General features: G+C 60.4%; 24 protein-coding genes. 15 read left to right on the forward strand and 9 right to left on the reverse strand.

The genetic code is table 11. The annotated features are described in order from the left end of the window. Positions 1-2 precede the first annotated feature (2 nt). From L6966_RS06780 to L6966_RS06790, 3 genes are read right to left on the reverse strand one after another with little or no spacing between them, the layout of a single operon-like run. Positions 3-1,832 (reverse strand): ABC transporter ATP-binding protein, encoded by a 1,830-nt coding sequence (locus L6966_RS06780; RefSeq protein WP_237224685.1) that lies wholly within the window; start codon positions 1,830-1,832, stop codon positions 3-5. A 16-nt stretch (positions 1,833-1,848) separates the two neighbouring features. Beyond that, positions 1,849-2,820 (reverse strand): metallophosphoesterase, encoded by a 972-nt coding sequence (locus L6966_RS06785; protein WP_237224684.1) that lies wholly within the window; start codon positions 2,818-2,820, stop codon positions 1,849-1,851. A gap of 21 nt (positions 2,821-2,841) precedes the next feature. Continuing rightward, complete coding sequence (locus L6966_RS06790; RefSeq protein WP_237224683.1) at positions 2,842-4,971, reverse strand: transglycosylase domain-containing protein; 2,130 nt, start codon at positions 4,969-4,971, stop codon at positions 2,842-2,844. A gap of 121 nt (positions 4,972-5,092) precedes the next feature. On the opposite strand from L6966_RS06790, the gene L6966_RS06795 reads away from it, so the two are divergent. The 3 genes from L6966_RS06795 to L6966_RS06805 all read left to right on the forward strand — a co-directional run bounded on the left by L6966_RS06795 (position 5,093) and on the right by L6966_RS06805 (position 6,832). Continuing rightward, a complete protein-coding gene (locus tag L6966_RS06795) occupies positions 5,093-5,296 on the forward strand; it encodes a DUF4177 domain-containing protein (protein ID WP_083091994.1) in 204 nt (67 codons plus the stop codon). A 98-nt stretch (positions 5,297-5,394) separates the two neighbouring features. Further along, positions 5,395-5,871: a RidA family protein gene (locus tag L6966_RS06800; protein WP_083091993.1), complete on the forward strand. Its 477-nt coding sequence runs from the start codon at positions 5,395-5,397 to the stop codon at positions 5,869-5,871. After that, on the forward strand, positions 5,864-6,832 hold the full coding sequence (locus L6966_RS06805; protein ID WP_237224682.1) for an NUDIX hydrolase: 969 nt from the start codon (positions 5,864-5,866) through the stop codon (positions 6,830-6,832). Before L6966_RS06800 ends, L6966_RS06805 begins: the two co-directional genes overlap by 8 nt. Before the next feature lie 158 nt (positions 6,833-6,990). Here the strand turns inward: L6966_RS06805 and L6966_RS06810 are convergent, their stop codons facing one another. After that, positions 6,991-7,668 (reverse strand): Crp/Fnr family transcriptional regulator, encoded by a 678-nt coding sequence (locus tag L6966_RS06810; protein ID WP_083091991.1) that lies wholly within the window; start codon positions 7,666-7,668, stop codon positions 6,991-6,993. A 376-nt stretch (positions 7,669-8,044) separates the two neighbouring features. Here L6966_RS06810 and L6966_RS06815 point away from each other — a divergent pair, with 376 nt between their 5' ends. Then, positions 8,045-9,217 (forward strand): MarP family serine protease, encoded by a 1,173-nt coding sequence (locus L6966_RS06815; RefSeq protein WP_237224681.1) that lies wholly within the window; start codon positions 8,045-8,047, stop codon positions 9,215-9,217. Here L6966_RS06815 and L6966_RS06820 read toward each other — a convergent pair. The 4 genes from L6966_RS06820 to L6966_RS06835 form a co-directional block, all read right to left on the reverse strand. Then, positions 9,214-10,485, reverse strand: coding sequence for an APC family permease (locus L6966_RS06820; RefSeq protein ID WP_237224680.1), 1,272 nt, complete (start codon positions 10,483-10,485; stop codon positions 9,214-9,216). The genes L6966_RS06815 and L6966_RS06820 overlap by 4 nt on opposite strands. Before the next feature lie 108 nt (positions 10,486-10,593). Continuing rightward, the gene (aroQ, locus tag L6966_RS06825; protein ID WP_083091988.1) at positions 10,594-11,049 is read right to left on the reverse strand and encodes a type II 3-dehydroquinate dehydratase; all 456 of its coding nucleotides are present in this window, start codon (positions 11,047-11,049) and stop codon (positions 10,594-10,596) included. 243 nt (positions 11,050-11,292) lie between these two features. Beyond that, positions 11,293-13,230: an acetate--CoA ligase gene (acs, locus tag L6966_RS06830; protein ID WP_083091987.1), complete on the reverse strand. Its 1,938-nt coding sequence runs from the start codon at positions 13,228-13,230 to the stop codon at positions 11,293-11,295. Between the two features lie 153 nt (positions 13,231-13,383). Then, positions 13,384-13,992, reverse strand: coding sequence for a TetR/AcrR family transcriptional regulator (locus L6966_RS06835; RefSeq protein WP_237233111.1), 609 nt, complete (start codon positions 13,990-13,992; stop codon positions 13,384-13,386). Positions 13,993-14,057: 65 nt separating this feature from the next. Here L6966_RS06835 and L6966_RS06840 point away from each other — a divergent pair, with 65 nt between their 5' ends. The 5 genes from L6966_RS06840 to L6966_RS06860 all read left to right on the forward strand — a co-directional run bounded on the left by L6966_RS06840 (position 14,058) and on the right by L6966_RS06860 (position 20,251). After that, complete coding sequence (locus L6966_RS06840; protein WP_237233112.1) at positions 14,058-14,516, forward strand: nuclear transport factor 2 family protein; 459 nt, start codon at positions 14,058-14,060, stop codon at positions 14,514-14,516. A gap of 323 nt (positions 14,517-14,839) precedes the next feature. After that, the gene (locus L6966_RS06845) at positions 14,840-15,796 is read left to right on the forward strand and encodes an AAA family ATPase (RefSeq protein WP_237233113.1); all 957 of its coding nucleotides are present in this window, start codon (positions 14,840-14,842) and stop codon (positions 15,794-15,796) included. Positions 15,797-15,870: 74 nt separating this feature from the next. Continuing rightward, positions 15,871-18,414 carry a S8 family peptidase gene (locus L6966_RS06850; protein WP_237233114.1) on the forward strand — a complete coding sequence of 848 codons (2,544 nt, stop codon included), beginning with the start codon at positions 15,871-15,873 and terminating at the stop codon, positions 18,412-18,414. Between the two features lie 162 nt (positions 18,415-18,576). Then, positions 18,577-19,506 carry an endonuclease III gene (gene nth, locus L6966_RS06855; RefSeq protein WP_237233115.1) on the forward strand — a complete coding sequence of 310 codons (930 nt, stop codon included), beginning with the start codon at positions 18,577-18,579 and terminating at the stop codon, positions 19,504-19,506. Further along, complete coding sequence (locus L6966_RS06860) at positions 19,499-20,251, forward strand: NUDIX hydrolase (protein WP_237233116.1); 753 nt, start codon at positions 19,499-19,501, stop codon at positions 20,249-20,251. The genes nth and L6966_RS06860 overlap by 8 nt, the downstream gene beginning before the upstream one ends. A gap of 132 nt (positions 20,252-20,383) precedes the next feature. Here the strand turns inward: L6966_RS06860 and L6966_RS06865 are convergent, their stop codons facing one another. Next, on the reverse strand, positions 20,384-22,156 hold the full coding sequence (locus L6966_RS06865) for a bifunctional 3'-5' exonuclease/DNA polymerase (protein WP_237233117.1): 1,773 nt from the start codon (positions 22,154-22,156) through the stop codon (positions 20,384-20,386). Positions 22,157-22,267: 111 nt separating this feature from the next. Between L6966_RS06865 and L6966_RS06870 the strand changes: the two genes are divergently transcribed. The 6 genes from L6966_RS06870 to L6966_RS06895 all read left to right on the forward strand — a co-directional run bounded on the left by L6966_RS06870 (position 22,268) and on the right by L6966_RS06895 (position 26,287). Continuing rightward, a complete protein-coding gene (locus L6966_RS06870) occupies positions 22,268-23,599 on the forward strand; it encodes a TadA family conjugal transfer-associated ATPase (protein WP_237224676.1) in 1,332 nt (443 codons plus the stop codon). Then, positions 23,596-24,297: a hypothetical protein gene (locus tag L6966_RS06875; protein ID WP_083091982.1), complete on the forward strand. Its 702-nt coding sequence runs from the start codon at positions 23,596-23,598 to the stop codon at positions 24,295-24,297. Before L6966_RS06870 ends, L6966_RS06875 begins: the two co-directional genes overlap by 4 nt. After that, the gene (locus L6966_RS06880; RefSeq protein WP_083091981.1) at positions 24,297-24,878 is read left to right on the forward strand and encodes a type II secretion system F family protein; all 582 of its coding nucleotides are present in this window, start codon (positions 24,297-24,299) and stop codon (positions 24,876-24,878) included. Before L6966_RS06875 ends, L6966_RS06880 begins: the two co-directional genes overlap by 1 nt. Before the next feature lie 359 nt (positions 24,879-25,237). Continuing rightward, complete coding sequence (locus tag L6966_RS06885; RefSeq protein WP_237224674.1) at positions 25,238-25,486, forward strand: DUF4244 domain-containing protein; 249 nt, start codon at positions 25,238-25,240, stop codon at positions 25,484-25,486. A 4-nt stretch (positions 25,487-25,490) separates the two neighbouring features. After that, positions 25,491-25,856, forward strand: coding sequence for a TadE family type IV pilus minor pilin (locus L6966_RS06890; RefSeq protein ID WP_237224673.1), 366 nt, complete (start codon positions 25,491-25,493; stop codon positions 25,854-25,856). Further along, on the forward strand, positions 25,856-26,287 hold the full coding sequence (locus L6966_RS06895) for an Rv3654c family TadE-like protein (protein WP_083091978.1): 432 nt from the start codon (positions 25,856-25,858) through the stop codon (positions 26,285-26,287). Before L6966_RS06890 ends, L6966_RS06895 begins: the two co-directional genes overlap by 1 nt. The last annotated feature ends 4 nt before the right edge of the window (positions 26,288-26,291 follow it).

A 26,291-nucleotide genomic window follows, 5' to 3' on the forward strand; every position in this document is an offset into this window, starting at 1 on the left:
GGCTATTTTTCTTGCCTGCCCGGGAGTGAGGTCGCTGCACTCATCAGATCTCTGTAGGCGGGGTGGGTGAGTAAGTCGCTGTGTCTGCCCACCGCAACTACCCCGCCGTCTGCGATCAGGGCCACCCGGTCAGCCAGGGCTACGGTGGAAGGGCGGTGAGCAGTCAGCAGGGTGGTGGTTGCGGTGAGTTCACTCTTGAGCTGTGCCAGCACCTGCTCTTCGGTATCTACATCAAGTGCAGAAAGAGGGTCATCGAGGAGTAGGACGGCCGGTTGGGCAGCGATAGCTCGGGCCAGTGAGAGGCGCTGGCGCTGGCCACCGGAGAGGCTCATACCTTCTTCACCAATCACGGTATCGAGACCCTCCGGGAGGTCGTACACATAGTTTGCTGCCGCCACGTTCAGAGCCCGGGCCACCAGGGCGTCCAGCTCTTCTGCGGTGTAGCGACTACGGTTGACACCGAGCAGGACGTTCTCCCGCACCGAGTCCGAAAACAGCAGGGGATCTTCAAAGGCGATAGCCACCTGCCCCCGCAGTTCGGGGAGGGAGAAGTCTTGAATATCGCGACCGCCCAGTGCAATGGTACCCTCCGTTGGCTCGTAGAGCCGCTGCACCAGCTGTAGAACCGTGGACTTGCCTGACCCCGTTGAGCCAACCAGTGCAATAATCTCGCCGGGGTGTACATCAAGAGTGAAGTCTACGAGAACCGGTTTCTCCTCAAGGCTATAGGAGAAATGAACCTGCCTGAAGGTCAGCGGTGCGGCATCGTCCCTGCGAACGGCAGGGGCGCGGGTGAGGCTCACATCTTCCCCCGCCGGCCCCACCATGACCTGCCGGTGGCGGTCCAGAGAGACCGAAGCTGCCAGGTACATGGAAAGCAGCATGCCTGAGCGCTCCACCTGGGTAAAAAGAAGGGTGGCGGTCGCAAAGAAGCTGGTGAGGGCACCCACGGTCAGCTGCCCTAACGAAACCAAATTCAGGCCCCAGATGAGGGCGGCACAGAGGGTGGCGCCGCTCATCAGGGCGGTTTGCATGCGGACAGCACCCATGGCCCTGCCGCGCTCTATTTCAAGGTCGCGCAGCTCGGCAGCCTCGCTGGTGAAACCTCTCAGGGCATGCGGTCCGCGGCCTAGGGCTTTGAGCACTCGAAGGCCCTGCACTGACTCTTCAACGGTGGTAGCCATATCGCCGGTCTTTTCTTGAGCAGCTCGGGTGAGGGCGCGAAAACGAGTCACGAAGCGCCAGATACAGAAGAAGGTAATAGGCAGGGCCGCGAGAAAAAGCAGGCCGAGCTGCCAGGCGCCATTAAACATGTACAGAGTTCCAAGCGTAACCTGCACGGCTACGGTAATCACCTGAATCAGACCAAATGCCGTCCAGCGGCGTATCGTGCTCAAGTCACCCATGGCACGGGTCAATAGCTGCCCCGAAGGCCACCGGTCATGGAAGCTGACCGGGAACCGCAGTAGGCGGTCAAACAGGTCAATACGCATGGTGTTTTCTACGGTGGAGGCCGGTTCAAGAACCAGCTGGCGGCGCAGAAAGAAGAGGGCTGCCTGCACGATTCCCAGCGCAAAAACCAGCCCTCCGCCGGCCCAGACCGTACCGGTAGTGGGGGAATCGGTGAGCATAGCATCCACAATCCAGCCCAGAACCTGGGGGATGGAGATTGCGATGACTGCGGCGGCCAGGGATACTAGGAGTCCGGCAACCCAGCGGCCGCGAATGGGCTTTGAGTACGTCCAGAGGGTCACATCGTGCTCGGTGCGAGGCCCGTGGGGTACTGGGGCAGGGGTTGGGAGAGGGCGAACGCGTAACAGTCTAGAAGCCACAGTAATAACCGGGGGCCTACGCTCGTAATGGTCGGTCTGCTGCCGTCAGCGTGACCAGTACGGCCTCGGGTGGGCAGAAGAGACGCACCTGCGCAAAACGGGAGGTGCCTAGCCCAGCCGAGACCTGTACGGGAACGTCCTGCTGTAAACTCACGCCCTTGGCCCGTGCCGGTGGCAGGTCACAGTTAGAAACCAGCGCGTGCCCACCCGGTAGGCAAATTTGCCCGCCATGCGTGTGACCGGCAAAGATAGCCTGGGCACCATCACTGACAAAGCGATTTAGGGTGCGCAGGTAGGGGGCATGGCAAATGCCCAGCCGGACGCTCGGGCTCGGTTCCGGGTCAAAAGCGGTGGGAGCGAAACCGGGGTGGCGGTCATACTCCAGGTGGGGGTCATCCACGCCAGAGAACTCCATACGTAAACCCTTGAGCGTGAGTGTGTCGAAGCGGTTGATGAGGCCGAGCCAGCCGCGTGCGTCGAAGGCATCGTGCATGGCCTGAGTGGGCAGCTCAGCCCGGGTCTGGGCGTTAGCCTCGCCCCCCGTGTTCTTCTTCCACAGGTAGCGGGCCGGGTTCTTCATGACAGGCGCAAAATAGCAGTTAGAACCCGGAACGTAGACGCCCGGAAAATCCAGAAGCGGATCAAGAGCCTGCAACAGAGAGGGCAACCCACTCATATGTGACAGGTTATCACCGGTATTAATAATCAGGTCAGGCTCCAACTGTGTCAGTGAACGCATGAACTCAATCTTTGTTTTCTGGCCCGGAATCATGTGCATATCACTGATATGCAGAACCCTAAAATCAGGTGCCCCTACTGGGAGCACAGGCAAAGTCTCGTGGCGTACCTGAAAGTTGTTGAGCTCAACGTAGCGGGCATAAGCAACCGTGGCAGCCCCGGCAACAGTACCCGCCGCTAAAACTGCCGAGGCCGTTTTGGCCAGGGTACCGGCCGAGGCTACCAGGCCATCAGAATTTAAAGAAGCCATGAAACTCTTTCTTACCGGTTTTTACTGGCCTGTGCCCAGCACCGTGCCCGAGGGCTCATCGAACTTATCGGTATTAAAGTTCTTAGCCTGTGACTGCATAAAACGCTGCCACTGGGCACCCGCGTAGGTTGCACCGTCCACGTAGTCCAGGGTACGGCCGTTGATGGAGAGGTTATTGAGGGAACGGGAGGTGTTCTCAACATTGCCCACCCATGAAGCGGTGGAGAGGCCGCGGGTGTAGCCCACCATCCAGGTCTGGGTGGAATTGTTGGTGGTACCGGTCTTGGCAGCAGAAGCGTCGCTGAGCCCGATACCGCGCTGGTAGCCAGAACCATCCACCAGCACCTGCTTGAGCACGTAGCTCACCCCGTTAGCGACCTCCTCATCTAGCACACGCTCGCAGGAGGACTGGTAGGTCTTTACCTCGGTGTCGCCCTGAGACACCTTTTCCAGGGAGAGAGGTTCACAGTAGGTGCCACCAGAGGCAAAAGTAGCGTAAGCAGAGGCCATAATCAGCGGGGTCGTACCCTGGTCCCAACCACCGAGCAGATAGGAGGGGCGGGAGAGGGTGTAGGGGTCGCCGCCCATGCCGTCAGTGATACGCAGCTGGGCCCGCAAATCGTTAATATCGCAGGCGTCGGTCTCCGAAGCCATCTTGACGGCGTAGGAGTTGATGGAGTTCTTCAGGCCGTAAGCCACAGTGCCCCACCCCCGGCTACCACCCTCGGCGTTATCGAAAGAAAAGCCCTCCGCATCTTCAGAAAGCACGTGACCGCCCTCAAGGCAGCGGGCAGGCCAGGGGAAGGACTTGGGGTAGCTGATGGAGGTGCCGTCAATAGTGGCATTAACGCCTTTACCGTCCTTAATCCACTGAGCCAGAAGCACAGCCTTGAAGGTCGAACCGGGCTGGAAACCGGCGGTACCACCGTGTGATACCCCCACGTTGTAGTTGTAGAAGTTCGCCGCGAAATCTGTCTCTTCAGAGTTGCCGTAGTCAGAGTTCTGGGCCATAGCAATAATCTTGCCGGAGCCGGGGGCAACAGATACCAGTGAAGCGCTGACACGGTCAGGGTTGTTGTCTGAAGGCTGGGTCGCCTCGACCTGCTCCTTGGCGGCCTCTTGCGCGTCGGTGTCGACAGTGGTCACAATCTTGTAACCACCGCGATAGAGGGCATTGGCGCGGTCGTCCTCGGTGGCACCGAAGGTCTCATCGTTCAGGAAGTCAGTGACGGCGTAGTAGCAGAAGTGCGCAAAGTCTCCAGCCGTTGAGCACCCCATGGGGGTGGTGTGAATATCGAGCTCTATCTCTTCATTCAGAGCGTTCGAGTACTCTTCTTCGGTAATTTTTCCATCACGAAGCATGGTGCCGAGCACCACGTCACGGCGCTCCTTGGCGAGCTGGGGGTTTACGTCAGGGCGATACATGTTGGGTGAAACCACCATGCCCGCGAGAAGAGCCGACTGGGCGACACTGAGCTCGGAGGCCTTGATGCCCCAGTAGTAGTAGGCCGCAGCTTCTACGCCGTAGTTGGTGCCCCCCAGGTTGATGACGTTCAGGTACCCCTCAAGCACCTCGTCTTTGGTCATGTTCTGCTCAACAGAAATAGCCAGCTTGATTTCCTTGATTTTATCGAGGTAACCCTTGCTAGCGCCCATGGTGCTGGCTTCTTCACCTGACTGTTCAGCCGCGTCGAACAGGAGGTTGTTCACGTACTGCTGGGTCAGCGTTGATGCACCCTGACGGTTGTTAGGGTTGATGACGTTGTTAATCAGCGCACGGGCAATACCCATAGGCGAGACGGCACCGTGTTCGTAAAAGTTACGATCCTCAGACGAGAGGATTGCATCCTTCATGTTCTCAGAAATCTGATCGAGGGGTACCTCGGTGCGGTTCTGGGCGTAGTAGGAGGCAAGCTCGGTCTCACCGTCAGATGCATAAATCACGGACGGCTGCGAGAGCGGGCCATTGCTTAAGGTGGCAGGAAGACTCTTGAACCAGCTCATAGATGCGTTAGCAGTGGCGCTGAGAGCTGTGGTCGGTGGTACCAGAATCAGTGCCGCTATAAAACCGGCGATGATGCTCAGCGCTATAAACTGAACCAAATCACCGGGGGTGCGGCGCCGTGTGCGAACATTCTTTGAAGAAGCCATTGCAACAGTTTATCGGTTTGGGCTGAAAAGCGCACCGGAGAGCACGTCACAGCCGCCAAAGAATCGGCTGAGAATGCCGCCAATATCGCCTTTTGCACCCCGGTGGTCTAGGCTTGATGCTATGGAAAAATGGGAATACGCAACAGTGCCCCTGATGATTCACGCAACCAAGCAGATCCTCGATAACTGGGGTGAAGACGGTTGGGAGCTCGTAACCGTGCTCCCCGGTGCGCCCGCACCAACAGGTGCCACCCCCGCCGGGAACATGGTTGCTCCTACTCAGGGTAATCCGATAGCCTACTTCAAACGTAAGAAGGCTCTCTAAACATATCGCATCGCCGGGTTCACGCAACACACAGGTTGCGGGGCCCGGTTTTGCGCCCCACCGCCGATATCTTCTGCACAGTTTGAGGAAGGTGCACCGTGTCAAAGATTGAAGACCGTATTAAAGAACTCGGTTACGAGTTACCTGAACTGGCGGCACCCGTTGCTGCCTATGTGCCCGCTGTTACCAGTGGTAACTACGTCTACACGTCCGGGCAACTGCCCTTCGTCAAGGGTGAGCTACCGGCTACCGGTAAAGTTTCAAGCTCGGGAGGAGAGGGCTTCGTTGACCCTGAGACCGCCCAGAAGCTAGCCGGACTTTCTGCGCTGAATGCGCTGGCGGCTGTCAAGTCAGTCATCGGTGACCTGGATCGTGTCACCCGCGTGGTCAAGGTTGTGGGCTTCGTATCTTCTGACCCCGCGTTTACAGCCCAGCCGGGGGTCATTAATGGGGCTTCCCTGCTTCTGGGTGATATCTTCGGTGACGCTGGCGTTCACGCCCGGTCCGCGGTTGGTGTACCCGTGCTACCGCTGGACTCACCGGTAGAAGTCGAAATTATTGTGGAATATGTCTAGCCAACCTCTATATACCGGTGCTCTCAAACGAGTGCCGCCACCGGCGTCCGTGCCCTCAGCTCCGCGGCCTGCCACCGCCAACTTGCCGGTTATTAAAACCCACCCCATCCCAGCCCACCAGCAGGAGTGTGCTTTGACCTGGCTTGAAGAGGGTCAGGGAACTCTTCGCCCGGCCAAGCCGGCAGCTGCCGTGGTCTTTGTGCGCGACGGCGCGAACGGGGTAGAGACCTATATGACTTACCGGGTTAAATCTCCGATGGGTCGCATAGCCTTCCCAGGCGGTCTGGGTGTAGCTGAGGACGCCGCCCCCGTGGGCTGGGTTGGCCCTACCGGTGAATACTGGGCGCAGGCCTTTGCTGAGGATAATCTCGGAGCGGCGGCCGCTACAGTCGTCACCGCCACCCGTGAAGTTTTTGAGGAAACCGGTGTGCTTTTGGCAGGCGACCGAGAGTCTTCGACGATTGAGCTGACCAGCGGCCACGAGTGCATGGTGTCGCGTCAGGCGGTTGCACAACAAGATAAAACCTTCGCCGACTACCTTGATCGACGTGGCCTAAAGATTCGGGCTGACCTGCTAAAGCCCCTGGCTCGCTGGCAGTCTCCCGGCTACTTTCATAAACGTTACGACGTGCATTACTTCACCTGTGCCGTGCCAGTGGGCCAGAGCCCGACCCTTCTCAAGGACAAGGGCGTGTGGGGAAGCTGGGTGAGCCCGCGCGAGCTGGTGGCTGATACGGCCAGCACTGCCCTGGGTGACGAAATCGGCCAGCCCGATACCGTGGGTGTGCCCCTGTGTGAGCTGGTGACTCCCGGCGTCATGTACCTGCTGGAGCAGCTAGCTGCCGCCTCAGGTGCGGTGGCCTTCTTGAGCAAGCGTCGTCAGGTTTCTCTGTACAGGCCTGAGGTAAGGCAAGACGCTTCAGGCACCTGCTACCTGGCTATTCAGGAGAAGAAGGTCTAGCCGCCCCGCAGCTACTAGCCCCCCCCCGACGTCCTTGCACGCTCAACCTGAGGCCTCTGCTTCACTCGCCTCGGCCAGGGCACACAAAACCGGGTGGCCAGTCTCAACTGGCCACCCGGTTTTTCAGTGAAGGCGGACGCTCGTGCCAGCTGGTGCGCTTAGCGGGAGCGCTGGCGCAACCGCTGTAGGTCAAGAATGACAACGGCGCGGGCCTCCAGGCGAATCCAGCCGCGGGAGACAAACTCAGCCAGAGCCTTGTTCACGGTTTCGCGAGAAGCACCGACCAGCTGGGCCAGCTCTTCCTGAGTCAGCTCGTGGGCTACGAGCACGCCGTCGGTAGCGGGGCGGCCAAAACGGTCAGCCAAATCGAGCAGGGCCTTAGCAACGCGGCCGGGAACGTCTGAGAAGACCAGGTCGGCTAGGTTCTCGTTGGTGCGGCGCAAGCGGCGAGCCAGGGCCTGCAAAACCTGAGCGGAGATGTTGGGGGACTTCTCCATGGCCTTGCGTAGGGACTCGTGCTTAACACCGGCTAGGCGGGTCTCAGAGACAGCAGTTGCGCTAGTGGAACGAGGTGAAGGGTCAAACAGGGCCATCTCACCGAAGATTTCGCCGGGGCCCATGATAGCAACCAGGTTCTCGCGGCCGTCAGAGGCGGTGCGGCCCAACTTCATCTTGCCCGAGATAACAAAGTAGAGCTGGTCGCCCTGGTCGCCCTCGTAGAAGAGGGTAGCGCCGCGGGAGAGGTCAACTTCGGTGATGTCTTCGGTCAGTGCTGCGAATGCTTCGTCGTCGAGTGAAGCGAATAGCGGAGCACGGCGTAGTACTTCAATATCCATGGTTCTCTTTTACTCCTGGTGATAGATCTAGAAGGGTGGTTCGAGTGCAAAGCCCTGTGTATACGGGGCAGGAAGACTTCTAAGCATAATCTTTGCCTAGCTCATCACACAGCACTTCTATCTGTGACTTATTCAACTATTACGAGCCTACAGGATATTTAATGTTTTGACACCCAAGACCTGCGGTAATGACCTGTTCTACAAGAATTTTTCTCGACCCTTCCACCGATTTTTTCAGATTGAGAGTGTAGGCTGTGGTATTCCTGTGAGGGTCGTACTGCCAGCGGTGCCCTGCCCAGTACCTCGGGATTATGCTATTCCCTGAGGGCGGTCAGGTGCGTTGCGGGCTACGGCTCTCCCCGTTGAATGGAGAGTCATGACCGTACTTGATTGGGTCATTATCGCTATTATTGTCCTCTACTTTTTAGCCGGTCTGCGGCAGGGGCTGTTCGTCACACTGGGCACCTTTGTGGGTTTTGTTCTGGGCGCGGTAGCAGCCCTCTACGCGACCCCCTGGGTAATTAGCCAGGTCGATTCTCAGTGGTACCTGCTAGCTGGGCTAGGAACGCTACTGGGTTGCCTGGTGCTGGGCCAAACCCTGGGTATGACCCTGGGTAGCGCGATTCGCAAGGCCAGCGATCGGACGCCCCTGCGCGGCCTGGAGCGACTGGCTGGCGGTCTGCTGAACATGGTACTGGCAGCACTGGTCATTATCACCGTGGTGCTCGTGGTGCGCCCACTGGGTATCCCAGCGGTGACCGCCCTAACGGCCGATTCTAAAGTGGTGACCTGGATGATGCAGGTAACCCCGGTATCAGCCCAAGAGAAGGTTACTGAGATTCGCGGCCAAATCGTGCAGGCCACCGGCCTGCCCGAAATCTCTCAACTGCTCTACCCAGAGCAGGCCGCCCCTACCGAGACTCTGGCAACCTCTGCACTTGAAGAAGCCAGCTGGTCTGTAGTGCAGGTTCTAGGTGCGGCTCAGGCCTGCAGCTACACCTCTGAGGGGTCGGGTTTTGTGGTCGATGGTGATCTTGTGGTGACTAACGCCCATGTGGTTGCGGGGGTGAGTACTCCGTCGGTACTGGCTCGCGACGGCCAAGCAGCCACGGGTGAGGTCGTTTATTTTGACGCAGAGCGTGACATCGCGATTATCAGCGCCCCCAGCCTGAACGTCAACCCGCTTTCCGTCAACCAAGCTGAGGTCGCAACTGGCACTACCGTGGCCTTCATGGGCTACCCCGGCGGCGGCCCCTACGAGAGCCGCCCGGCCACCGTCCAGGGCCTGGGCTACACCCAGACCGTTAACGCTAAGACGGGTGAAACCAACCCCTCACGCCTGGTCTACCAGTTGGCTGCGAATGTGCAGCAGGGGAACTCGGGTGGCCCGGTGCTGACCGACGACGGCCAGGTGATGGGCATGGTCTTTGCCAAGTCAACGCAGAGCCAGACTGGCTACGCCGTTCCGTCCTCACAGATAGCTGAGGCGCTCGCGCAGGTTAATGCCGGTTCACCGGCTGTGGCGACCGGCCAGTGCGCCTCTAACTAAGGGGTTGTAGCTCGAGGGCGGGCATAGAGGGTAAAAACCGCTAGGCCTGCCCCGAGCAGGATCAGCCCGCCCACGATGGAGGCGAGCGGCAGCGTCCAGACCACCACACAACAGCCTGCTGCCCCGGCAACCTGTAGGACGCGTGGGTAGCGGCGGTAGGGGGCGGTTTGGGTGTAGGCTGCCAGGTTCGCTACGAAGTAGTAGAGCAGTACCCCGAAGGATGAAAACCCGATAGCTTCACGCACGTCAAAGAAAAGAATCAGCACGGTAACCGCCGTCGCGACCGTAATCTCTAGGCGGTAGGGTACCCCGTAGACCGGGTGCAGGCGCGCAAAGTAGGTGGGAAGGTCGCGGTTGGCGGCCATGGCTTGGCCGGTGCGGCCGATACCCGTGATGAGGGCTAGCAGGGCTCCAAGTGCGCCGATCGATGCGGCCAACCCCATGAGGGCTGAGAGTGGGGCTGACGCACCAACGGCGGCAGCTAGCGGGGCGGACGCGTCCGCAAGACCCCTGTAGCCCAGCTGGTTGATAAGGGCGAGAGCAACCAGCAGGTAGAGTAAGCCCACCAGCGTCAAGGCAATAATGATAGCCAGCGGAATAGTGCGGGCAGAGTCTTTGACCTCAGACCCCATGGTGGCTATGCGGGCGTAGCCAGCAAAAGCAAAGAAGAGCAAGCCAGCCCCCTGTAGAATCCCGTAGATGCTTGCCGCCAGACTGGTGGGGGCGGCGGACGCGATCTCGGTTCCTGCTGTAGCGTCGATCAGCGCGGGGTCGGGGGCTACCCCGGCCAGAATCGCACAGAAAAAGACTGCCAGAGCTAGGAGCACCAGGCTAACCAGGATTTTGGTGAGGGCTGCGGTGCGAGTGATACCCCTGTAGTTGACGGCGGTGAGCGCAGCAACTGCGGCGATAGCGAGAGGCTTTTCATAGCCCGGTGCCAGGTAGGCCGCGCAGGTCATGGCCATAGCTGCACAGCTAGCGGTTTTACCGATGACGAAGCACCACCCAGCTGCAAAACCCCAGGCATGGCCCAGCTGACGGCTGCCATAGATGTAGGTGCCACCTGATTCGGGGTACTGAGCGGCAAGCTGGGCTGAGGAGGTTGCGTTGGCGAAGGCGAGAAAAGCTGCTAGGGCGAGGGAGAGCAGGAGCCAGTTGCCAGCTGCTGCCACCGCTGGGGCGAAGGCCGCAAAGAGACCTGCCCCTATCATGGAACCGGCCCCAATATAGACCGCGTCGGTGAGGGTGAGCTTGGGCTGGTGGTTCATAGGCTGCTTCCTCGACCCAGGGGGCCAGATTTCCTCAAAAGAATCGCATATGATGCGGTTTTTGGTTTTGTGGTCACCTCATGGTGTGGGTGAAAGTGCGGGGCTGGGCTAACCCAGGTGGCGGGCCAGGAAGGCAAGCGCCAGCTCGTAGCCCTGGGCTCCAGCCCCGGCAATGACCGCAGTGGCCTGGGGGGAGACGTAGGAGTGGTGGCGGAAGGGCTCACGCTTGTGCACGTTTGACAGGTGCACTTCAACAACCGGCAGGTCGGCGGCTTCGAGGGCATCGTGCAGAGCCACGGACGTGTGGGTGTAGGCGGCCGGGTTGATGATGATACCGGCGGACGCTGTACGGGCAACCTGGATTGCGTCAACCAGCTCGCCTTCATGGTTTGACTGCATGAAGGTGATCTCGTAGCCCAGGTCGGCGGCCTGCGCCCGCAGTGTTGCCTCGACGTCGGCCAGGGTGGTGTGCCCGTAGATTTCAGGTTTGCGGGTACCCAGCAGGTTGAGATTGGGGCCGTTGATGACGGAAATGAGCCGTGGTGCAGTCTGTGGTGTTGCCATAGCTTCTAGTTTTTCACACCAAAACGCCCGCCTCCAGCATACTCACCATCTATAGAGCAAAGTGGGGCGGGCTTCTAGTCAAGAACCTTCACAGAGGGAAACCATTACGATGTAGTTCGACTGATGTGGGGCATACGTGTCAGAGCTAACTGGTTGGGGCTGGCATGAGCTGCTCGCGAGCCAGCAAGAAAGTTAGTTGGCGGGCACATATGCCCCACATGCTGTTATTTTATTTTATGCGTTCTAGCCTTTCTTGAAGTTGGCCTCGATGGATTCCATAACAGTGGGGTCGGCCAGGGTGGTGGTGTCACCAACCGGGCGGTCCTCGGCCACGTCCTTGAGAAGGCGGCGCATGATCTTGCCGGAGCGAGTCTTGGGCAGGTCATCGACAATCAGCACGCGCTTGGGCTTAGCGATCGGGGAAATCTCGACGCCAACGTGAGCGCGAATCTGCTCTGCCAGCTCGGCCTCGTCGTGCCCAGCTGCCTTGGCCTCGTCGTTGAGGATGACGAAGGCCATGACAGCCTGGCCGGTGGTCTCATCGGCTGCACCCACCACCGCTGCTTCAGCGACGGCGGGGTGGGAGACCAGGGCGGATTCAATCTCGGGGGTGGAGAGACGGTGCCCGGAGACGTTCATGACGTCGTCCACGCGGCCCAGCACCCAGAGGTCGCCGTCAGCGTCGCGCTTAGCTCCGTCACCGGCGAAGTACATGTTCTCAAAGCGGGACCAGTAGGTGTCGACGAAGCGGTCGTCGTCGCCCCAGATGGTGCGGAGCATGGACGGCCAGGGCTCGCGGATGGTGAGGAAGCCGGACTGTTCGTTGGGCAGGGAGTCACCCAAATCGTCGACCACGTCGATGGTGATGCCGGGGATGGGCTGCTGGGCGGAGCCGGGCTTGGCCTCGGTGATGCCGGGTAGCTGGGAGACCATAATGGCGCCGGTTTCGGTCTGCCACCAGGTGTCCACAATGGGGCAGGTGCCGCCGCCAATGACGCGGTGGAACCAGCGCCAGGCCTCGGGGTTGATGGCCTCACCGACGGTACCGAGCACTCGCAGGCTGGTCAGGTCGTACTTGGCGGGGATGTCTTCGCCCCACTTCATCATGGTGCGAATGGCGGTGGGGGAGGTGTACATGATGGTCACCCCATATTTTTCGACAATCTCCCAGAAGCGGCCCCGGTGCGGGGCGTCGGGGGTGCCTTCGTAGATGACCTGGGTGGAGCCGTTGACGAGGGGGCCGTAGGCCACGTAGGAGTGGCCGGTCACCCAACCGACGTCGGCGGTGCACCAGTAGATGTCGGTTTCAGGCTTGAGGTCAAAGATATTCTTGTGGGTGAAAGCGCCCTGGGTCAGGTAGCCGCCGGTGGTGTGCAGAATACCCTTGGGCTTACCGGTGGTGCCGGAGGTGTAGAGGATGAAGAGGGGGTCTTCGGCGTTCTGACGGGAAGGCTCGTGCTCGGTGGGCTGTTCGGCGGTCAGCTCATGCCACCAGATGTCGCGGCCTTCAACCCAGTTGATGTCTTCACCGTTGCGCTTGACGACCAGCACCTTCTCAACGGTGGCTCCGCCCTTTTCGAGGGCGGTGTCTACGGCGGGTTTGAGCATGGAGGGCTTGCCGCGGCGGAAGGATCCGTCGGCGGTAATAACCAGCTTGGCTTCGCCGTCCTCGATGCGGGAGCGTAGCGCGTCAGCTGAGAAGCCGCCAAAGACGACGGAGTGTACCGCACCGATACGGGCGCAGGCCAGCATGGCGATGACGGCTTCGGCAATCATGGGCAGGTAGATAGCCACACGGTCGCCCTTGGTTACGCCCAGGGATTCGAGGCCGTTCGCTACACGGGAGACTTCGTCTTTGAGCTGGGCGTAGGTGTAGGACGCGGTGTCGCCGGGTTCACCCTCGAAAAGCAGGGCGGTGCGGTCGCCCTTGCCCGCTTCAACATGGCGGTCTACAGCGTTGTAGCAGGCGTTGAGCTCACCGTCTGCAAACCACTTGGCGAAGGGCGGGTTGGACCAGTCAAGGGTTTCGGTGAAGGGCTTGTACCAGGTCAGGAGTTCGCGGGCCTGTTCAGCCCAGAATTCGGTGCCTTTTTCTTTGGCTTCGTCATAGATGCCGGGCTGGGCGTTGGCCTGGGCGGCGAATTCTGCACTGGGGGCGAAGGTTGCCTGGGTTTCGCTCATCGTAGTTTGTGCCTTCCTATTGGGGTATACATGGCGCTGTTGACCTGCGCCACAGTGGGCTTGGTATCACCATAGCGCACCATGTAGTACTAGTCACAAATATAAAGGTTCGTGTTACGCGTAGATAAAGATAGAAGCTGCTGGCAAAGCGGCTCACTGGGGGAGCGCAAGCAAGCCCCGATCACCCCGGTACCCCAGGGAGTCAAGGGCGGCGTTGATGGTCTGGTGCATCAGGTGTTCGTCGGTAGGCTCCAGGCCTGGTAGGAGCGCTCGCATGAGTAGGGGCCCGGTGAGCACGTCGGCAATCCAGGCGGAGTCTGCGCCAGCGGGTATTTCGTCTCTGCTGGTAGCGCGCTTAAGAATTGTGACGGTGTGGGCGCGGTGGGGCGTTAGATAGTCCCTGATGAAGGCTTCGCCTGCCTGGGGTTGGTTGCTGACGTGAGCCAGCCAGGCTGCCACCCCTCGTGAGACCACGGGGTCGGTGAATAACTTACGTTGACGGCGCTGAACTTCAAGGAGGTCGCCCACCAGGCTGCCGGTGTTGATGTCCTCGTCGGTGCCGTGCCTGGAGGCAAGAATGTGGGGGATCACTTCAAAGAGGTGTGAAAACCTGCGGTAGAAAGCTGGTTTGTTTGTGCCTGCGCGAGCAACAACCTGCTCCACTGTGACGCTAGAGTAACCCTGCTCTGCGATGAGACTGGCAGTGGCGTTGACGATGTTTTCATGGGTTGCATTTTTGCGGGGTCGGCCTAGAGGGTTCATGGTTCACCATCGTATATCGTTACTCATGATAACGTAAATATTGTGACTCATAGAGAGGCAAACCCGTGTACAAAAAAATTGTTAGAGCCCAGGTGCGAGCCGTCTTTGAGCACATCAATGCTGGAAATTACCAGGCAATGCTAGATAGCTTTGCCCCTTCTTTTGAATACCGCTTCCATGGAGACCACGCCCTGGGCGGGGGTCGTACCACTCGCATACCCATGGTTCAGTGGTGGGAGCGTGTATTGTGCCTTTTGCCCGGTGCTATATTTGATATTCGCGAGGTGATGGTCAACGGCGGCCCCTGGCGCACTCGGGTATCTGCGCGGATGCTGGTATCGGGTAACCTACCTGGGGGAGCACGCTATGAAAATACCGTCTTCCAATTTATGACCCTGCGGTGGGGCAAGGTGGTCTCCGTGGAGACACTAGAGAATTTACAGGTGCTCGAAGAGGCCCTGCGAAAGGTAGCTGAAAGCGGCCAGGCAGAGGCGCTGGCCGGACCTATCGTTGACGCTGCGTAGTCTCGCAGTGCCACAGAAGAAGTGTTTAAGGGTTAGGGGTGTATGGTGAGTCGAAGTGTGCCAGAAGTCATTATTTGCTGTGTGACCAGAAGATAAGCTTCAGTATGCTTTGAATAAGCTTTAGCGACAGAGATGTGAGTCTATGGCTTTAGACCGCTCTTACACCTTTTGGGAGCTGTCTTGTGCATTAAAACGACCAATCAGTTGTGGTTGAAGATGTCTGTGTCAGGCTTTTAATAATGAACACATTTTAGATTTGTGTAGACACATTGCTACGATGGGTAGCATGCGGAGCTTAGACTGAAATGTCTGAAGGGGTTGGTATGGCGCGGGCTGATTTACTACTTGACCTTGTTGAAGCCGAGAGGCGTGGTGATCGTGACAGGTTTCGCGTCCTTGTCGAGGCAGTTATTGCTGAGGAGCGGGCCAACCAGCACCACCTTGTTGCCGACCGCTTGTCCGAGCTGATTACCACTACTGGGCAGAGCGCTCCGCGTGACGACCATGCGGCAGCTATGCGCGACCTGATCCAGGAGATCGTTCCTCAACGCCGCTTGGAAGAGCTAGAGCTTGCACCGGTCCCTCGTCGGGTCGTCGCTGAGTTGATTGAAGAGCAAAAGCGTTCCGAGCTGCTCCGCAGCTACGGAATCGAGCCCCGCAACCGACTCCTGTTGTCTGGTCCGCCGGGTAACGGCAAGACTAGCGTCGCCGAGGCGATCGCCTCAGAACTGATGCTGCCCTTCTACGTCATCCGTTATGAAGGAGTGGTCTCAAGCTTCTTGGGCGAAACCGCTGCACGGCTCGACAATGCCTTCGAGTTCGCACGGACGCGCCGTTGCGTCCTGTTTTTCGACGAACTTGACACCATCGCTAAAGAGCGATCGGACGAGCACGAGACAGGAGAGATCAAGCGCGTGGTCTCGACACTGCTGCTCCAGATCGACCGGCTGCCTCCGCATGTCCTTCTAGTCGGGGCGACAAACCACAGCGAGCTTCTCGACCGGGCAGCATGGCGACGCTTCCAGATTCGTGCTGAACTCGAACCACCCAGCCGTGCTCAAGCGACACGCTTTCTCGAACGCCTCGCCACCCGGCTGGGCGGCGATCTCGGATTTGCCCCGCGCACTCTGGCGGACAAGCTTGCAGGAGCTAGCTTCTCCGAACTGGAAGAGTTCGCTCTTGACGTGCGGCGCAGAGCAGTCCTCGAATTTCCCGACAGTAACCTCCGGAAGATTGTCCAAGAACGTCTGGAGCACAGACGAGATCAGGCAACGGGATGACTGCCGAGCCCCGGCCCCTCCTGGCATTCGGGCCACCAAAGGTTGTAAGCCGACCGAAACAAAAGCCACGCGATTTGCCACGATTGTCCAAACCAACCAGCGGCAGGCAGGGTGCACGCCTGACACCGCAGTTTGGCGAACTGCGCTCGGCGTTCGATGCCGAGCGCGCACGTCTCTCGCCTGACACGCCGGACGAGGTAGATCCGGCCTTGGTGGTGGTCTTTGATCTCGCCGGCAGCGTCACGGGTTTCCGCAACGCGATTGACAAAGTCGACGGGCTGGAGTTTTTGTCTGAATTGATCGGGGAGCACTCTGACCCTGACGACGATTTCCACATGGTGGACTCCAAAAGCGGCCGTACGGACAAGCCCGTTCAGCACTCCCTGTACCTGATGCTGTCGAACGCCAAAGCGATTGATCAACTCATCAGCTTGTTCGAGACTTGGCAAACAGACCCGACAACAAAATTTGCTCATGGCCTCGGCAGGTTCAAGACAGCGTTCGAACAGCTCACCTCAATCAGACGCTGGGGGCCAGAGGATCGCATCCGAGAGACCGGCCTTCGCAAACAGTGGCAAGAGACCCTCGACCTCGTCGGCCAGTCCGTGAGCGCTGTGAAGGTTGAAATCGAGCTGTGGTACCGCTCCGATGCTAGACAGCGCATCACCGCGCAAGCGCACGTCGAGCAAGTCATCGCCGACAGTGGCGGACGTGTGCTCGATTGCTCTCAGATTGGGGAGATCAGCTACCACGCCATGCTGGCTGAGTTGCCGATACAACAGGTTCATTCGCTGACGACCGACGGTGCCGAGTCGATCCAGTTGTTGGCCACAGACGAAATCATGTTTGTCAGCCCGTTCACCCCTATGAACGTCGCACCGCCGACCACGGAAACAAGTATTCAGTTCGACCTGGCACCCCGAGGAGATGCTCCTTCTGAGTTGCCTAGGGTCGCCTTGCTGGATGGGTTGCCGTTCGTTAACCATGATGCCCTCGCAGGTCGACTGGTAGTCGACGATCCTGATGATCTTGGCGAGGATTACCCGCTGGCCTCTCGTTACCACGGTACGGCAATGGCGTCCTTGATCATTCATGGAGATCTCGCCACACGCAGTGAACCGATCGACCGCCCCCTATACGTACGACCAATCATGCGACCCCACGAGTTCATGTCAGAACACGAGCAGACCCTGCCAGACAGACTGTTCCCCGACCTGCTACACCGTGCAGTCAAACGAATTGTCGAAGGTGATGCCGGCCGCGACCCTGCCGCACCCAGCGTGCGTATCATCAACCTCTCCATCGGCTCCAAAGCACGGGCGCTCGTGAGCAGGATGAGCCCCGTTGGCCGACTAATCGACTGGCTAGCTCACTCCTACAACCTGCTGTTCATCGTCAGCGCCGGTAACCACCTCGGCCCGATCGAGATTCCTGTTGCCGCGGCCAACGACCCCGAATCCGCTCGATCCGCTGCAATCCGAACCATCCACGACAGTGCACTGTTGCGTGGCATCTTGCCTCCAGGGGATGCTCTCAACGCACTCACCATCGGAGCGACCCACACCGACGGATTCGGCGATATCGACGTACCGGACACCGCCTGGGATATTACGCACCCGAATGGACCTGCCCACTACGGCGCAACGGGACCCGGTGTCGATCGATCGGTCAAGCCCGACCTAAACCACACCGGTGGCAGAGCGCTCTACACCCGCCCTGTCATTCCATCAGATCGACCAGAAACCGTGGCCGTGGAACTGGCTCAGACCGCAACCACTGGTCCGGGGCTCCAGGTAGCTACACCTGGGCGAGCTGGCGCAACCAACTACACCGTCTTCACGGTTGGCACGAGCAATGCGACGGCATTGGTGACCCGCGAGGCCAGCCGACTCTTCGACGTCCTTGAAGCTGGCTCCGACGATTCAGAAGACGCGCCGCTGCCAGATCCTCAATATCATCCTCTACTAGTGAGAGCCCTCCTTGCCCATGCGACAAGCTGGGGCGATTGGGAATCGCAATTGCGCCGCGAACTCAATCTGAGCAAGCAGGAAGCTCGTCGACGCCTGACCGCTCTCCTGGGCTATGGGCGCCTCGATACAGATCGACTCGGCGCTGGTGCCGTGAACAGGGCCGTGCTAGTCAGCGGAGAGCTGATTACCCGCGATCAGCGCCACACCTATGAGCTACCCCTCCCGCCTTCGCTTCGGGCACGCGCAGAATGGCACCGTCTCACTATCACCCTGGCGTACATGGCCCCAACTGTCAGTCGGCTCAACCGTTACCGACATGCGAAGGTGTACTTCGCCACCCCGGACACGACACTCGCAGCCGGTGAGCGCATTGATGCGGAGCACAACTCGGTCAGGCGAGGGAGCCTCCAACACGAGATCGTCCAAGGCAGCCGCGCCATGGTGTTCGGCGACGATGACACGTTCCCGATCCACGTTGAATGCATGGACGACGCCCAACACCTTGGTGCTGGTAAGACGGTGCGATACGCACTCGTAGTCTCCATCGAGACAGCAGAGCAGACCTCGTCCACGATCCACGACGAAGTACGGGCAAAACTCCGCCAGCGCGTTCATGCTCAATTACGTGGTAATGCGGTACAAATTTAAAAGCGATTTCAAGGTTTTCCTAGCTACAAGATACTAATCGCTGAAAATATCGAAGATGCTTTTCAAGAACATAGTTGAGATATATCATCAAAAATTTCTTTGCTAGGGAACTTTGACTCGCAGTGAGGTAATAACGAAAAACAGAAGCACTAGAGTTAAACCATGCCTCACACTTCGCAACCTACGACCCTAGAAGCTGAGACGGCAGAGCCGCTCAGTACTGACGAGCTCGCCCGGCTCGAGATCCGCACAGTTCCTGCCAGCAGGGCACGAGCGTCCGCCCGTAAAAGAGCCCGCACCGTTGCCCGCGGTGAGAGTGAAAGCCCCCTGGCGCTGACCCGCCGGGCACGCAAAATTAACCGTATTCTGGGCGAGACCTACCCCTACGCCGTAGCCGAACTCGACTTCGAGAACCCCTACGAGTTACTGGTTGCCACGGTGCTCTCGGCCCAGACCACCGACGTCCGTGTCAATGCCACCACCCCTGAGCTCTTTGCCCGCTACCCGGACGCCACCGCCCTGGCTACAGCCCGCGTCGAAGACGTAGAAGACATCGTGAGGCCCCTGGGTTTCTACCGCTCCAAGGCTAAGGCCATTGTGAACCTGGCCTCCCAGCTGGTAGCGGATTACGGCGGGCAGGTACCAGGAAAGCTTGACGAGCTGGTTAAGCTCCCCGGCGTGGGCCGTAAGACTGCCTTTGTGGTGCTGGGCAATGCCTTCGGCCAGCCCGGTATCACCGTAGATACCCATTTTGGGCGGCTGGCCCGTAGGCTCGGCTGGACGGAGCAGGAGGACCCGGCCAAGGTCGAGCGCGACGTCGCTGAACTTTTTGAGCCTAAGAGCTGGACCCCGCTCTCGCACCGCCTGGTTTATCATGGCCGCCGTATCTGTCACGCCCAGAAACCAGCCTGCGGGGCCTGCCCGATTGCTGACCTCTGCCCCTCTTACGGGGCAGGTGAAACCGATGAGCTGGCCGCCGCAAAGTTACTTAAGTACGAGATGGTGCCAGGGCGGGAACGCCTGCACCTGCGTTTTGTGCAGGGTGCAAGCCGCCGCCAGTTGCGGGCGGAGGGGTGGAGCCTCAGTGCCTAGTTCTCCCGTATCTCAGACCGACGAGCACCTGGCGCTGGCGCAGCTACGGGAGCTAGTGAACCGCTCCCCTGAGATTGTTCGCTCGGGTGACGACTCCTGGCCTATTGGTGCCATGGACCCGGCTACGGCCAAAGACGCAGCTGTGCTACTGCTGATGGGGGTTCTTGACGATGCCCCAGCCCACCGGGGCGACTGCCCCGCCGTCACCGCTGACCTGGATATTCTGCTGTTGGTGCGTTCAGATGGCCTACGCCATCATGCTGGTCAACCGGCCCTGCCCGGAGGGCGGATTGATCCTGAGGATAGGGACGAGGCCGCCCGCCGGGGTATTCCGGTGGAGCAGGTTGCCGCCCTGCGCGAGGCGGTGGAGGAGACGGGGCTGGATGCGGCGGGCGTCCGTCTGCTGGGCCAGCTACCCCCGATTGATTTGCCGGTCAGTAACTACCGGGTGACGCCCGTGGTGGGCTGGTGGGACTTGCCCACCCCGGTTGAGGCTGTTGACATCAACGAGTCAACCCTGGTGGTGCGCGTTCCGGTGGCTGATTTGCTTAACCCGGTTAACCGGTCGGTTATGACCGTCAAACGCGGTCGCAGGGTGCACAGGTCCCCGGCTTTTAGGGTCACCGGTGACCATGAGCCGTTCACTATCTGGGGCTTTACCGGCAACCTGCTCTCCCGTGTCTTTGAGGAGCTGGGCTGGGACGAGCCTTGGGGGCCCGACCACACCCGTAAGCCTGATGCCTAACTCAGCAAAACCAGCCTGATATGTTATGGAAGAAACTGACTGGCTGAAGCTGGCCCGAATCTCGTGTAACTTGCGAGCCTGTGAGAAGGTTAGCTGGCAAAGGCGGGCCTGCCCACCCACGTCGTCCTCTTCTCACTTAGCCCTCGAGTAGTCGTCCGTGGTGACCACGGTGACCGGGAACTCAACCTCGGTGGGGCCAAAGATGAGCTCAGCTGCGACCTGAGCGGATTCACGCACAATCTCAGCAGCACGGGCAGCCTCACCGACCGGGCCGTAGAGCATAATCTCATCGTGTAGAAAATACACCAGCCGAGTCTGCATGCGGCGGCCAAAACGGCGCTCGGTACGCAGACGCTTACGAATCTGGGCCATCCAGATGACAGCCCACTCGGCAGCCGTCCCCTGAATCACGAAGTTGCGGGTGAAGCGGCTATGAGCACGGGCCGCAGAAAGGGCGGCACGCTCGTCAGCGGCTGTCACCTGGTTGCGCTGTGCCTCGAACCAGGCATGAGACGGGGCGGGGGAGGTACGGCCCAGGTAGGTGGTCACCTGCCCGCCGCGCAGGCCCACCTCAGCGGCCCGCTCAGTGAGAGCGATAGCAGCCGGGAACATTTTCTTCAGGTGAGGCATCAGCTGCCCGCCTTCGCCGGTCGTGGCCCCGTACATGGCCCCGAGCAGGGCAACCTTGGCGTGCGAGCGGTCGTTGAGCACGCTGCCGGTGCGTTCGCCGATTTGGGCGATGCCGAGGTAGAGGTCGGTGCCGCGGCCCGCCACGGCCATGGCCCGGTCGCCACTCATCACCGCCAGAATACGCGGCTCAATCTGCGCGGCGTCCGCAACCGTGAGCACCATGCCCTCTTCGGCACGGATGGCGGGGCGCACGTCCTTGGGAATCTGCATAGCTCCGCCACCGTGCCCACCCCAGCGGCCGGTGGCGGCGGAGCCGACCTCGTAGGTGGGGTGGAAGCGGTTGTTGTGTACCCAGGTGTCGAGCCAGTTCCAGCCGTTGGCGGTGTAGAGGCGGGCCAGGCGTTTGTAGTCGAGCAGGGGGCGTACGAGCTGCCAGCGGGTCTCACGCAGGTGGGGCACAGCATTGGCCCATTCGGTGAGCTCCCATTTGCGGGTTGAGGTGACTGAATGCCCGGCGGCCTGTAAGGCCTTGAGTACCTCGTGCGGGGAGTCGGGGTTAAGACCCGGAGCGCCGAGCTCCTCACGGATGCGGGCCGCCAGACGCTCCATCTGGTAGGGGCGGGCGTAGCCCGCAGGACGGGGCCCTAACTCGTGTTCCAGAATTTTTTCGTGGATAGTGCGGTTCCAGGGCATACCGGCGTGCTTCATCTCAGCGGCAATCAGAGCACCCTGAGACTCGGCGGCCAGAAGCAACTGTAGGCGTGCGGGAGCCGGTGAAACTGTGACTGCCCTCAGCTGGGCGCGCAACTCGGTGAGCAGGGCGGACGCCGTCGGTTCGGTATCACGAGTAGATGCACCTGGTTCGGGGCCCGCCAGACCGTCGAAGAGAGAGGCCTGCCCCTCAATTTGCAGGCGGGCGGGCAAAACACCCGGTGGGGGGCCAGGGGCCTGAGTAAGGTCAACGGTGGGGGTGTACGGTAGCTGGTTTTGGGCTCGACTTGCAGCGGTTTTCAAGATGCGCTGGGCTAGGCGTAAGTCATGGCAGGAGGCTGGTGAGACCCCAGCTTCAAGGAGCTGGGGCATGACCGTGCGGGCATCTGCCCAAGCCCAGCGAATGGTACGGTGGGGGTTTTGGTTTTCAACGGCGCGGACGAAGCTCGGCAACTTTTCACGGTCGAAGACGCGGTGGGTGCCCGAGCCGGTCTCGTTGAGCGTGACGGCCTCCCACCGAGGCAAAGAGCCGGGGGAGGTAGCGGGGCCGAGCACGATGTACATCTTTCTATTATGCGGGTTGCTCCCTACAGGGGCTAGACAGGGCTAACTTTCAGTGGCGATAATTGGAACAGAGAAAGCAGATGGGTGAGGGCCTGACCCGAGGACGCGACCATGCCCCACACCGTTGACCCAGCCCAGGTGCCCGACCTCTCAAATGTACCTGTGGGCTCAGACCCAGACTATGAACTAGCTCATCACATGGTGGTTCGGACTGCCCGTAGCCGCTATTTTGATGTTCCTCTACAAGCGCTCAAGCAGCCACAACCGAGCGCTAATCAGCCTAAGGCCAGTGAACCTGAAGGAAGCCAGGCTCAGTCAACTCGGTCTGAGGTTTCTGCACCAGATACGGCTCACCTCAGCCGCAAGAACCCGTCGCTTCGACTAGAAACCCTTGATTTGGGGCCGCTTCAGCCCCTACTGGCTGAACCGGGAGTGACCGATATTTTTGTCAATGGCCCACAGCAAATCTGGTACGAGGCAGAGGGTCAGTTACGCCGCTCAGCCCTGACTCTCGCGAACGATGCAGCTGTGCGTGCACTGGCAACGCGCCTGATTTTGGCGGCCGGAGGGCGCCTAGACGACGCTTACCCCGCAGCCGATGTGCAAGCCGACGGCGGGGTGCGGGTGCATGCGCTACTACCACCGCTGAGCCAGAGCGGCACACTTCTTTCCATCCGGCTACAGACCGTTGCTCAACCGTCCCTGTGCGACCTGACCCGCTGGGGCATGATGACTCCGGAGCTTGAGACCCTCCTCAGATTTTTGGTGCGGCGCCGGGCAAACCTGCTCATCAGCGGGGGCACGGGGACGGGTAAGACAACCCTGCTGGGGGCGCTACTCACTGAAGCTGGCCCCGGTGAGCGGCTGGTTCTGGTGGAAGATATTGCGGAGTTACGCCCCGACCACCCCCATGTAGTGAGTCTGCAGGCCCGCGCCCCCAACGCTGAGGGGCAGGGGGCGGTGAATCTAGCAGAACTGATTCGGCAGGCACTGCGAATGCGCCCCACCCGTCTGGCGGTCGGGGAGTGCCGCGGAGCCGAGGTGATGGATATGCTCACCGCCATGAATACCGGCCACGCGGGGAGCGGTTCAACCCTGCACGCCAACTCTGCTGACGCGGTACCTGCCCGTCTGTATGCCATGGGAGCCCTGGCCGGGGTGAGCTCTCAAGCGGTGGCCCTGCAGTCGGCGACCGCCCTGGACTTTATCGTCCACCTGCACCGGCAGGGGGCGCAGCGCCAGGTCGCCGGTGTTTACCGGCTGACGGGCAGGGCTACTGAGACAGGAAGCGCCGCTGAGGCTCTGGCCGTTGAACCGGTATGTACTGTAGAGCCGCGCAGACGCGGAAGCTACCTTTTCTGGCACCCCGGGAGCGAGCCTTTACGTGCTGAACTTGAACAGATTCGTTCCGGTAGTGGCGCACCTGCTGAGGTGAGCCAGTGAGTGTCAAGAGATTATTTCATCGGGAGGCGGCTCACAGCCCCGAAGAGAAGGAGCTATGGCCGGACGCTATCTGGCGGCTCGCTGCCCTACTGCGGGCGGGGTGTACACCGGCATTCGCCTGCCGGGCGGTAGCTGATTATCTGACTGACCAGCGTGAGCTGGCCCAGGGGCTGGCTCGGTCGGTGCCCTGGTACGGCAGGTGGGGCCCGGCCTTTAGACAGAAACAGACCCTGGGGCTGGCACTTGAGCAGATGCAGCACCTCTTTGAACAGTGTGCCGATGACGCAGAACGGGGCCTGCTGCTGGCGCAAACATGCCGTCGCCTCAGCACTCAGCCCCTACGAGAACCGGTCGCTACTGGCCTGGTTGCGTTGGAGGCCTGCTGGCATATCGCACAGAGTAGCGGCGCTTCGGTCGCCGGGGTGTTTGAGAACCTGGCGGCCTATCTGGAAACAGAAATCGATGTGGGCGCTCAACGCGAGACCGCCCTGAGTGGACCCCGCGCGACCGGGCGCATCCTTTCCTGGCTGCCGCTCTTGGGTCTGGGGCTGGGCATACTTATGGGAACTGATCCGCTGGGCGTACTGTTCGGGTCAGTAGGAGGTGCGGCGCTGGCCCTTGTAGGGGTGGCACTTGCCTGGGGTGGTCACCGCTGGACGGCCCGTCTCATTGCCCGTGCAGAACGAGGGGAGCTGTGATGGGTCTTCTTCTTACCATGAGCTGTCTTTGCCTGCTGGGTGCACTCGGGCTACTGGTGTTCACACGGGTACGAGCACGTGCCGCCGCAGGTCAGAAAAGAGAAGAACGAGTTGCCTGCCCCCACAGCCGCCCCCGCACTGAGCCTTCACACCTGTCGCTTGCCCCTGCCCTCTACCTGGAGCTGGCTGCCACCATGCTCGACACCGGCTTGTCAGTTCCCGCTACCTTACAACGCCTAGGCCAGCTGGAAGCAGGCCGCTATGAGAGTTTTCTCGATGGGGTAGTATCTGCCCTCTTCACCGGTGCCAGCTGGAAGCAGGCCTGGGGTCATGCCGTACCAGAAGAACTGACGGAGTTGCGTGACACCCTAGGCCTAACCTTGAGCACCGGCGCTCCCAGCGCCCAGCTGGTACGAGCGTTGGCGGCCCGTGAGCGGCGGCACCGGCAACGGATTCACGAGAAGGCCGCTGCCCGACTCGCAGTGAAACTGGTAGTGCCCCTGGGGGCCTGCTCACTGCCGTCCTTTATCTGCCTGGGGGTTGTGCCGGTTCTGATCGCCCTCCTGCCAGCCATTTTCTGACCCCGGGCGGAGCCAGAACGCTGGTTATCCACAGGGTGCACCGTAAGGGTGCACGTTACGTCATAGAAGCGTCATCACTGCACCGATGAGGGTCACGGTGGCGCATAAAACCGCAGAAGCCGGGGCCTGAAAGCAGACACAACTATCCACAGCCCGCACCGCCCCTTTACCACAGTCGAGACAATATACCAGGCTAGGAGAACCTCATCAGAGCTACCGTGCTTTCTCAAGAAATAACCTTTTACCCCTTACCCATCGGTCTCTGAAAGGTAACCGCCCGGGCCCCAAGGCGCCCGGTTCAGCTAGGAGCCCCGTCAATCTAGGTTCTGGGGCTCAACAACCTCAAAGGAGAGAACATCATGTCACCCTTCACCCCTTCCGCTAGCTCTCGTATTCCCCAAGAGCAACTAAACCCTCACCTCCCGAGCGGGGAGCTGATGCGGGCCGGTCTTGAAGACCCTGAGGCCGGGGCTACTACCGCCGAGTACGGCATCGTGATGATGGCAGCAGTAGGCTTTGCAGGTCTGCTGGTCGTTATCCTCAAGTCAGAGGAAGTCCGCCAAATGCTCCTGGGTATCGTGCAAGCGGCCCTCTCGACCGGGGCCTAGGGCCATGCGCGGCACGGACGGCCGTGAGCGCGGCTCCTTAACCGCCGAATTTGCGGTGGTCCTCCCGGCGGTTGTTTTTGTGCTTGCTCTCGTGCTCGGGGGCGCGGCCACCGGTATAGTGCAACTGCGACTGGAAGAAAGCGCTCGACTGGGCGCCCGTGCCGCAGCGCGCGGTGAAAGCACCGAAACCGTAGAAGGCATTGCCCGTCATGTAGAGCCGGATGCCACCGTCACGGTGGTGGTTGAGGGCGAGATGACCAGGGTGCAGGTCAGCCGTCTAGCCCCGGGCGTAATCGGAAGTATGAGCGGCTGGACGCTCACCGCCGAAGCCCAGGCTCTCACCGAGAACACAGCAGGCATGGCAGACTGATGGCCCCCAGAGAGCAACAACCTGCAGATGGGCAGGCCCGTGCCCGCAAGCCTACTCATAACCCAGAGCGGGGGAGCGGGGCCGTTTCAGCCATCGGGATTGTATGCAGTCTTCTCCTACTGGGTCTCATGTGCGCGGGCCTAGCAGGCCTGGTTACTGCCAACCATCGAGCAGCGACCGCAGCGGACCTGGCGGCTCTAGCAGCAGCAGATGCTGCTAGAGGAATCGCCAACGGTGATCCTTGCACCCGTGCAGCCGATCTTGCCGCCGCTCATGGCGCCAAGCTCATAGGTTGTGCGCAGCCGTCGGGGCTGAGCGGTACTGTAGATGTGCGCACCAGCGTCCCTGTTCATGGGCCCCTAGCTTTTCTGGGCCCAGCCGAAGGTATCTCGCGGGCCGGGCCACCTAGCCCACCGCCACCGACCGGGTAGAGCC

It is taken from the genome of Rothia nasisuis, from assembly GCF_928381405.1.
GTDB classification, from domain to species: domain Bacteria; phylum Actinomycetota; class Actinomycetes; order Actinomycetales; family Micrococcaceae; genus Rothia; species Rothia nasisuis.

Bases quoted from the DNA above. Each gene is read 5' to 3' on its own strand.
- L6966_RS06895 (WP_083091978.1), top strand. From the start codon at position 25,856: ATGGCCCCCAGAGAGCAACAACCTGCAGATGGGCAGGCCCGTGCCCGC.
- nth (WP_237233115.1), top strand. From the start codon at position 18,577: ATGCCTCACACTTCGCAACCTACGACCCTAGAAGCTGAGACGGCAGAG.
- L6966_RS06835 (WP_237233111.1), bottom strand. From the start codon at position 13,992: ATGAACCCTCTAGGCCGACCCCGCAAAAATGCAACCCATGAAAACATC.
- aroQ (WP_083091988.1), bottom strand. From the start codon at position 11,049: ATGGCAACACCACAGACTGCACCACGGCTCATTTCCGTCATCAACGGC.
- L6966_RS06815 (WP_237224681.1), top strand. From the start codon at position 8,045: ATGACCGTACTTGATTGGGTCATTATCGCTATTATTGTCCTCTACTTT.
- L6966_RS06805 (WP_237224682.1), top strand. From the start codon at position 5,864: ATGTCTAGCCAACCTCTATATACCGGTGCTCTCAAACGAGTGCCGCCA.
- L6966_RS06790 (WP_237224683.1), bottom strand. From the start codon at position 4,971: ATGGCTTCTTCAAAGAATGTTCGCACACGGCGCCGCACCCCCGGTGAT.
- L6966_RS06795 (WP_083091994.1), top strand. From the start codon at position 5,093: ATGGAAAAATGGGAATACGCAACAGTGCCCCTGATGATTCACGCAACC.
- acs (WP_083091987.1), bottom strand. From the start codon at position 13,230: ATGAGCGAAACCCAGGCAACCTTCGCCCCCAGTGCAGAATTCGCCGCC.
- L6966_RS06885 (WP_237224674.1), top strand. From the start codon at position 25,238: ATGTCACCCTTCACCCCTTCCGCTAGCTCTCGTATTCCCCAAGAGCAA.
- L6966_RS06865 (WP_237233117.1), bottom strand. From the start codon at position 22,156: ATGTACATCGTGCTCGGCCCCGCTACCTCCCCCGGCTCTTTGCCTCGG.
- L6966_RS06890 (WP_237224673.1), top strand. From the start codon at position 25,491: ATGCGCGGCACGGACGGCCGTGAGCGCGGCTCCTTAACCGCCGAATTT.
- L6966_RS06845 (WP_237233113.1), top strand. From the start codon at position 14,840: ATGGCGCGGGCTGATTTACTACTTGACCTTGTTGAAGCCGAGAGGCGT.
- L6966_RS06870 (WP_237224676.1), top strand. From the start codon at position 22,268: ATGCCCCACACCGTTGACCCAGCCCAGGTGCCCGACCTCTCAAATGTA.
- L6966_RS06785 (WP_237224684.1), bottom strand. From the start codon at position 2,820: ATGGCTTCTTTAAATTCTGATGGCCTGGTAGCCTCGGCCGGTACCCTG.
- L6966_RS06810 (WP_083091991.1), bottom strand. From the start codon at position 7,668: ATGGATATTGAAGTACTACGCCGTGCTCCGCTATTCGCTTCACTCGAC.
- L6966_RS06820 (WP_237224680.1), bottom strand. From the start codon at position 10,485: ATGAACCACCAGCCCAAGCTCACCCTCACCGACGCGGTCTATATTGGG.
- L6966_RS06880 (WP_083091981.1), top strand. From the start codon at position 24,297: ATGGGTCTTCTTCTTACCATGAGCTGTCTTTGCCTGCTGGGTGCACTC.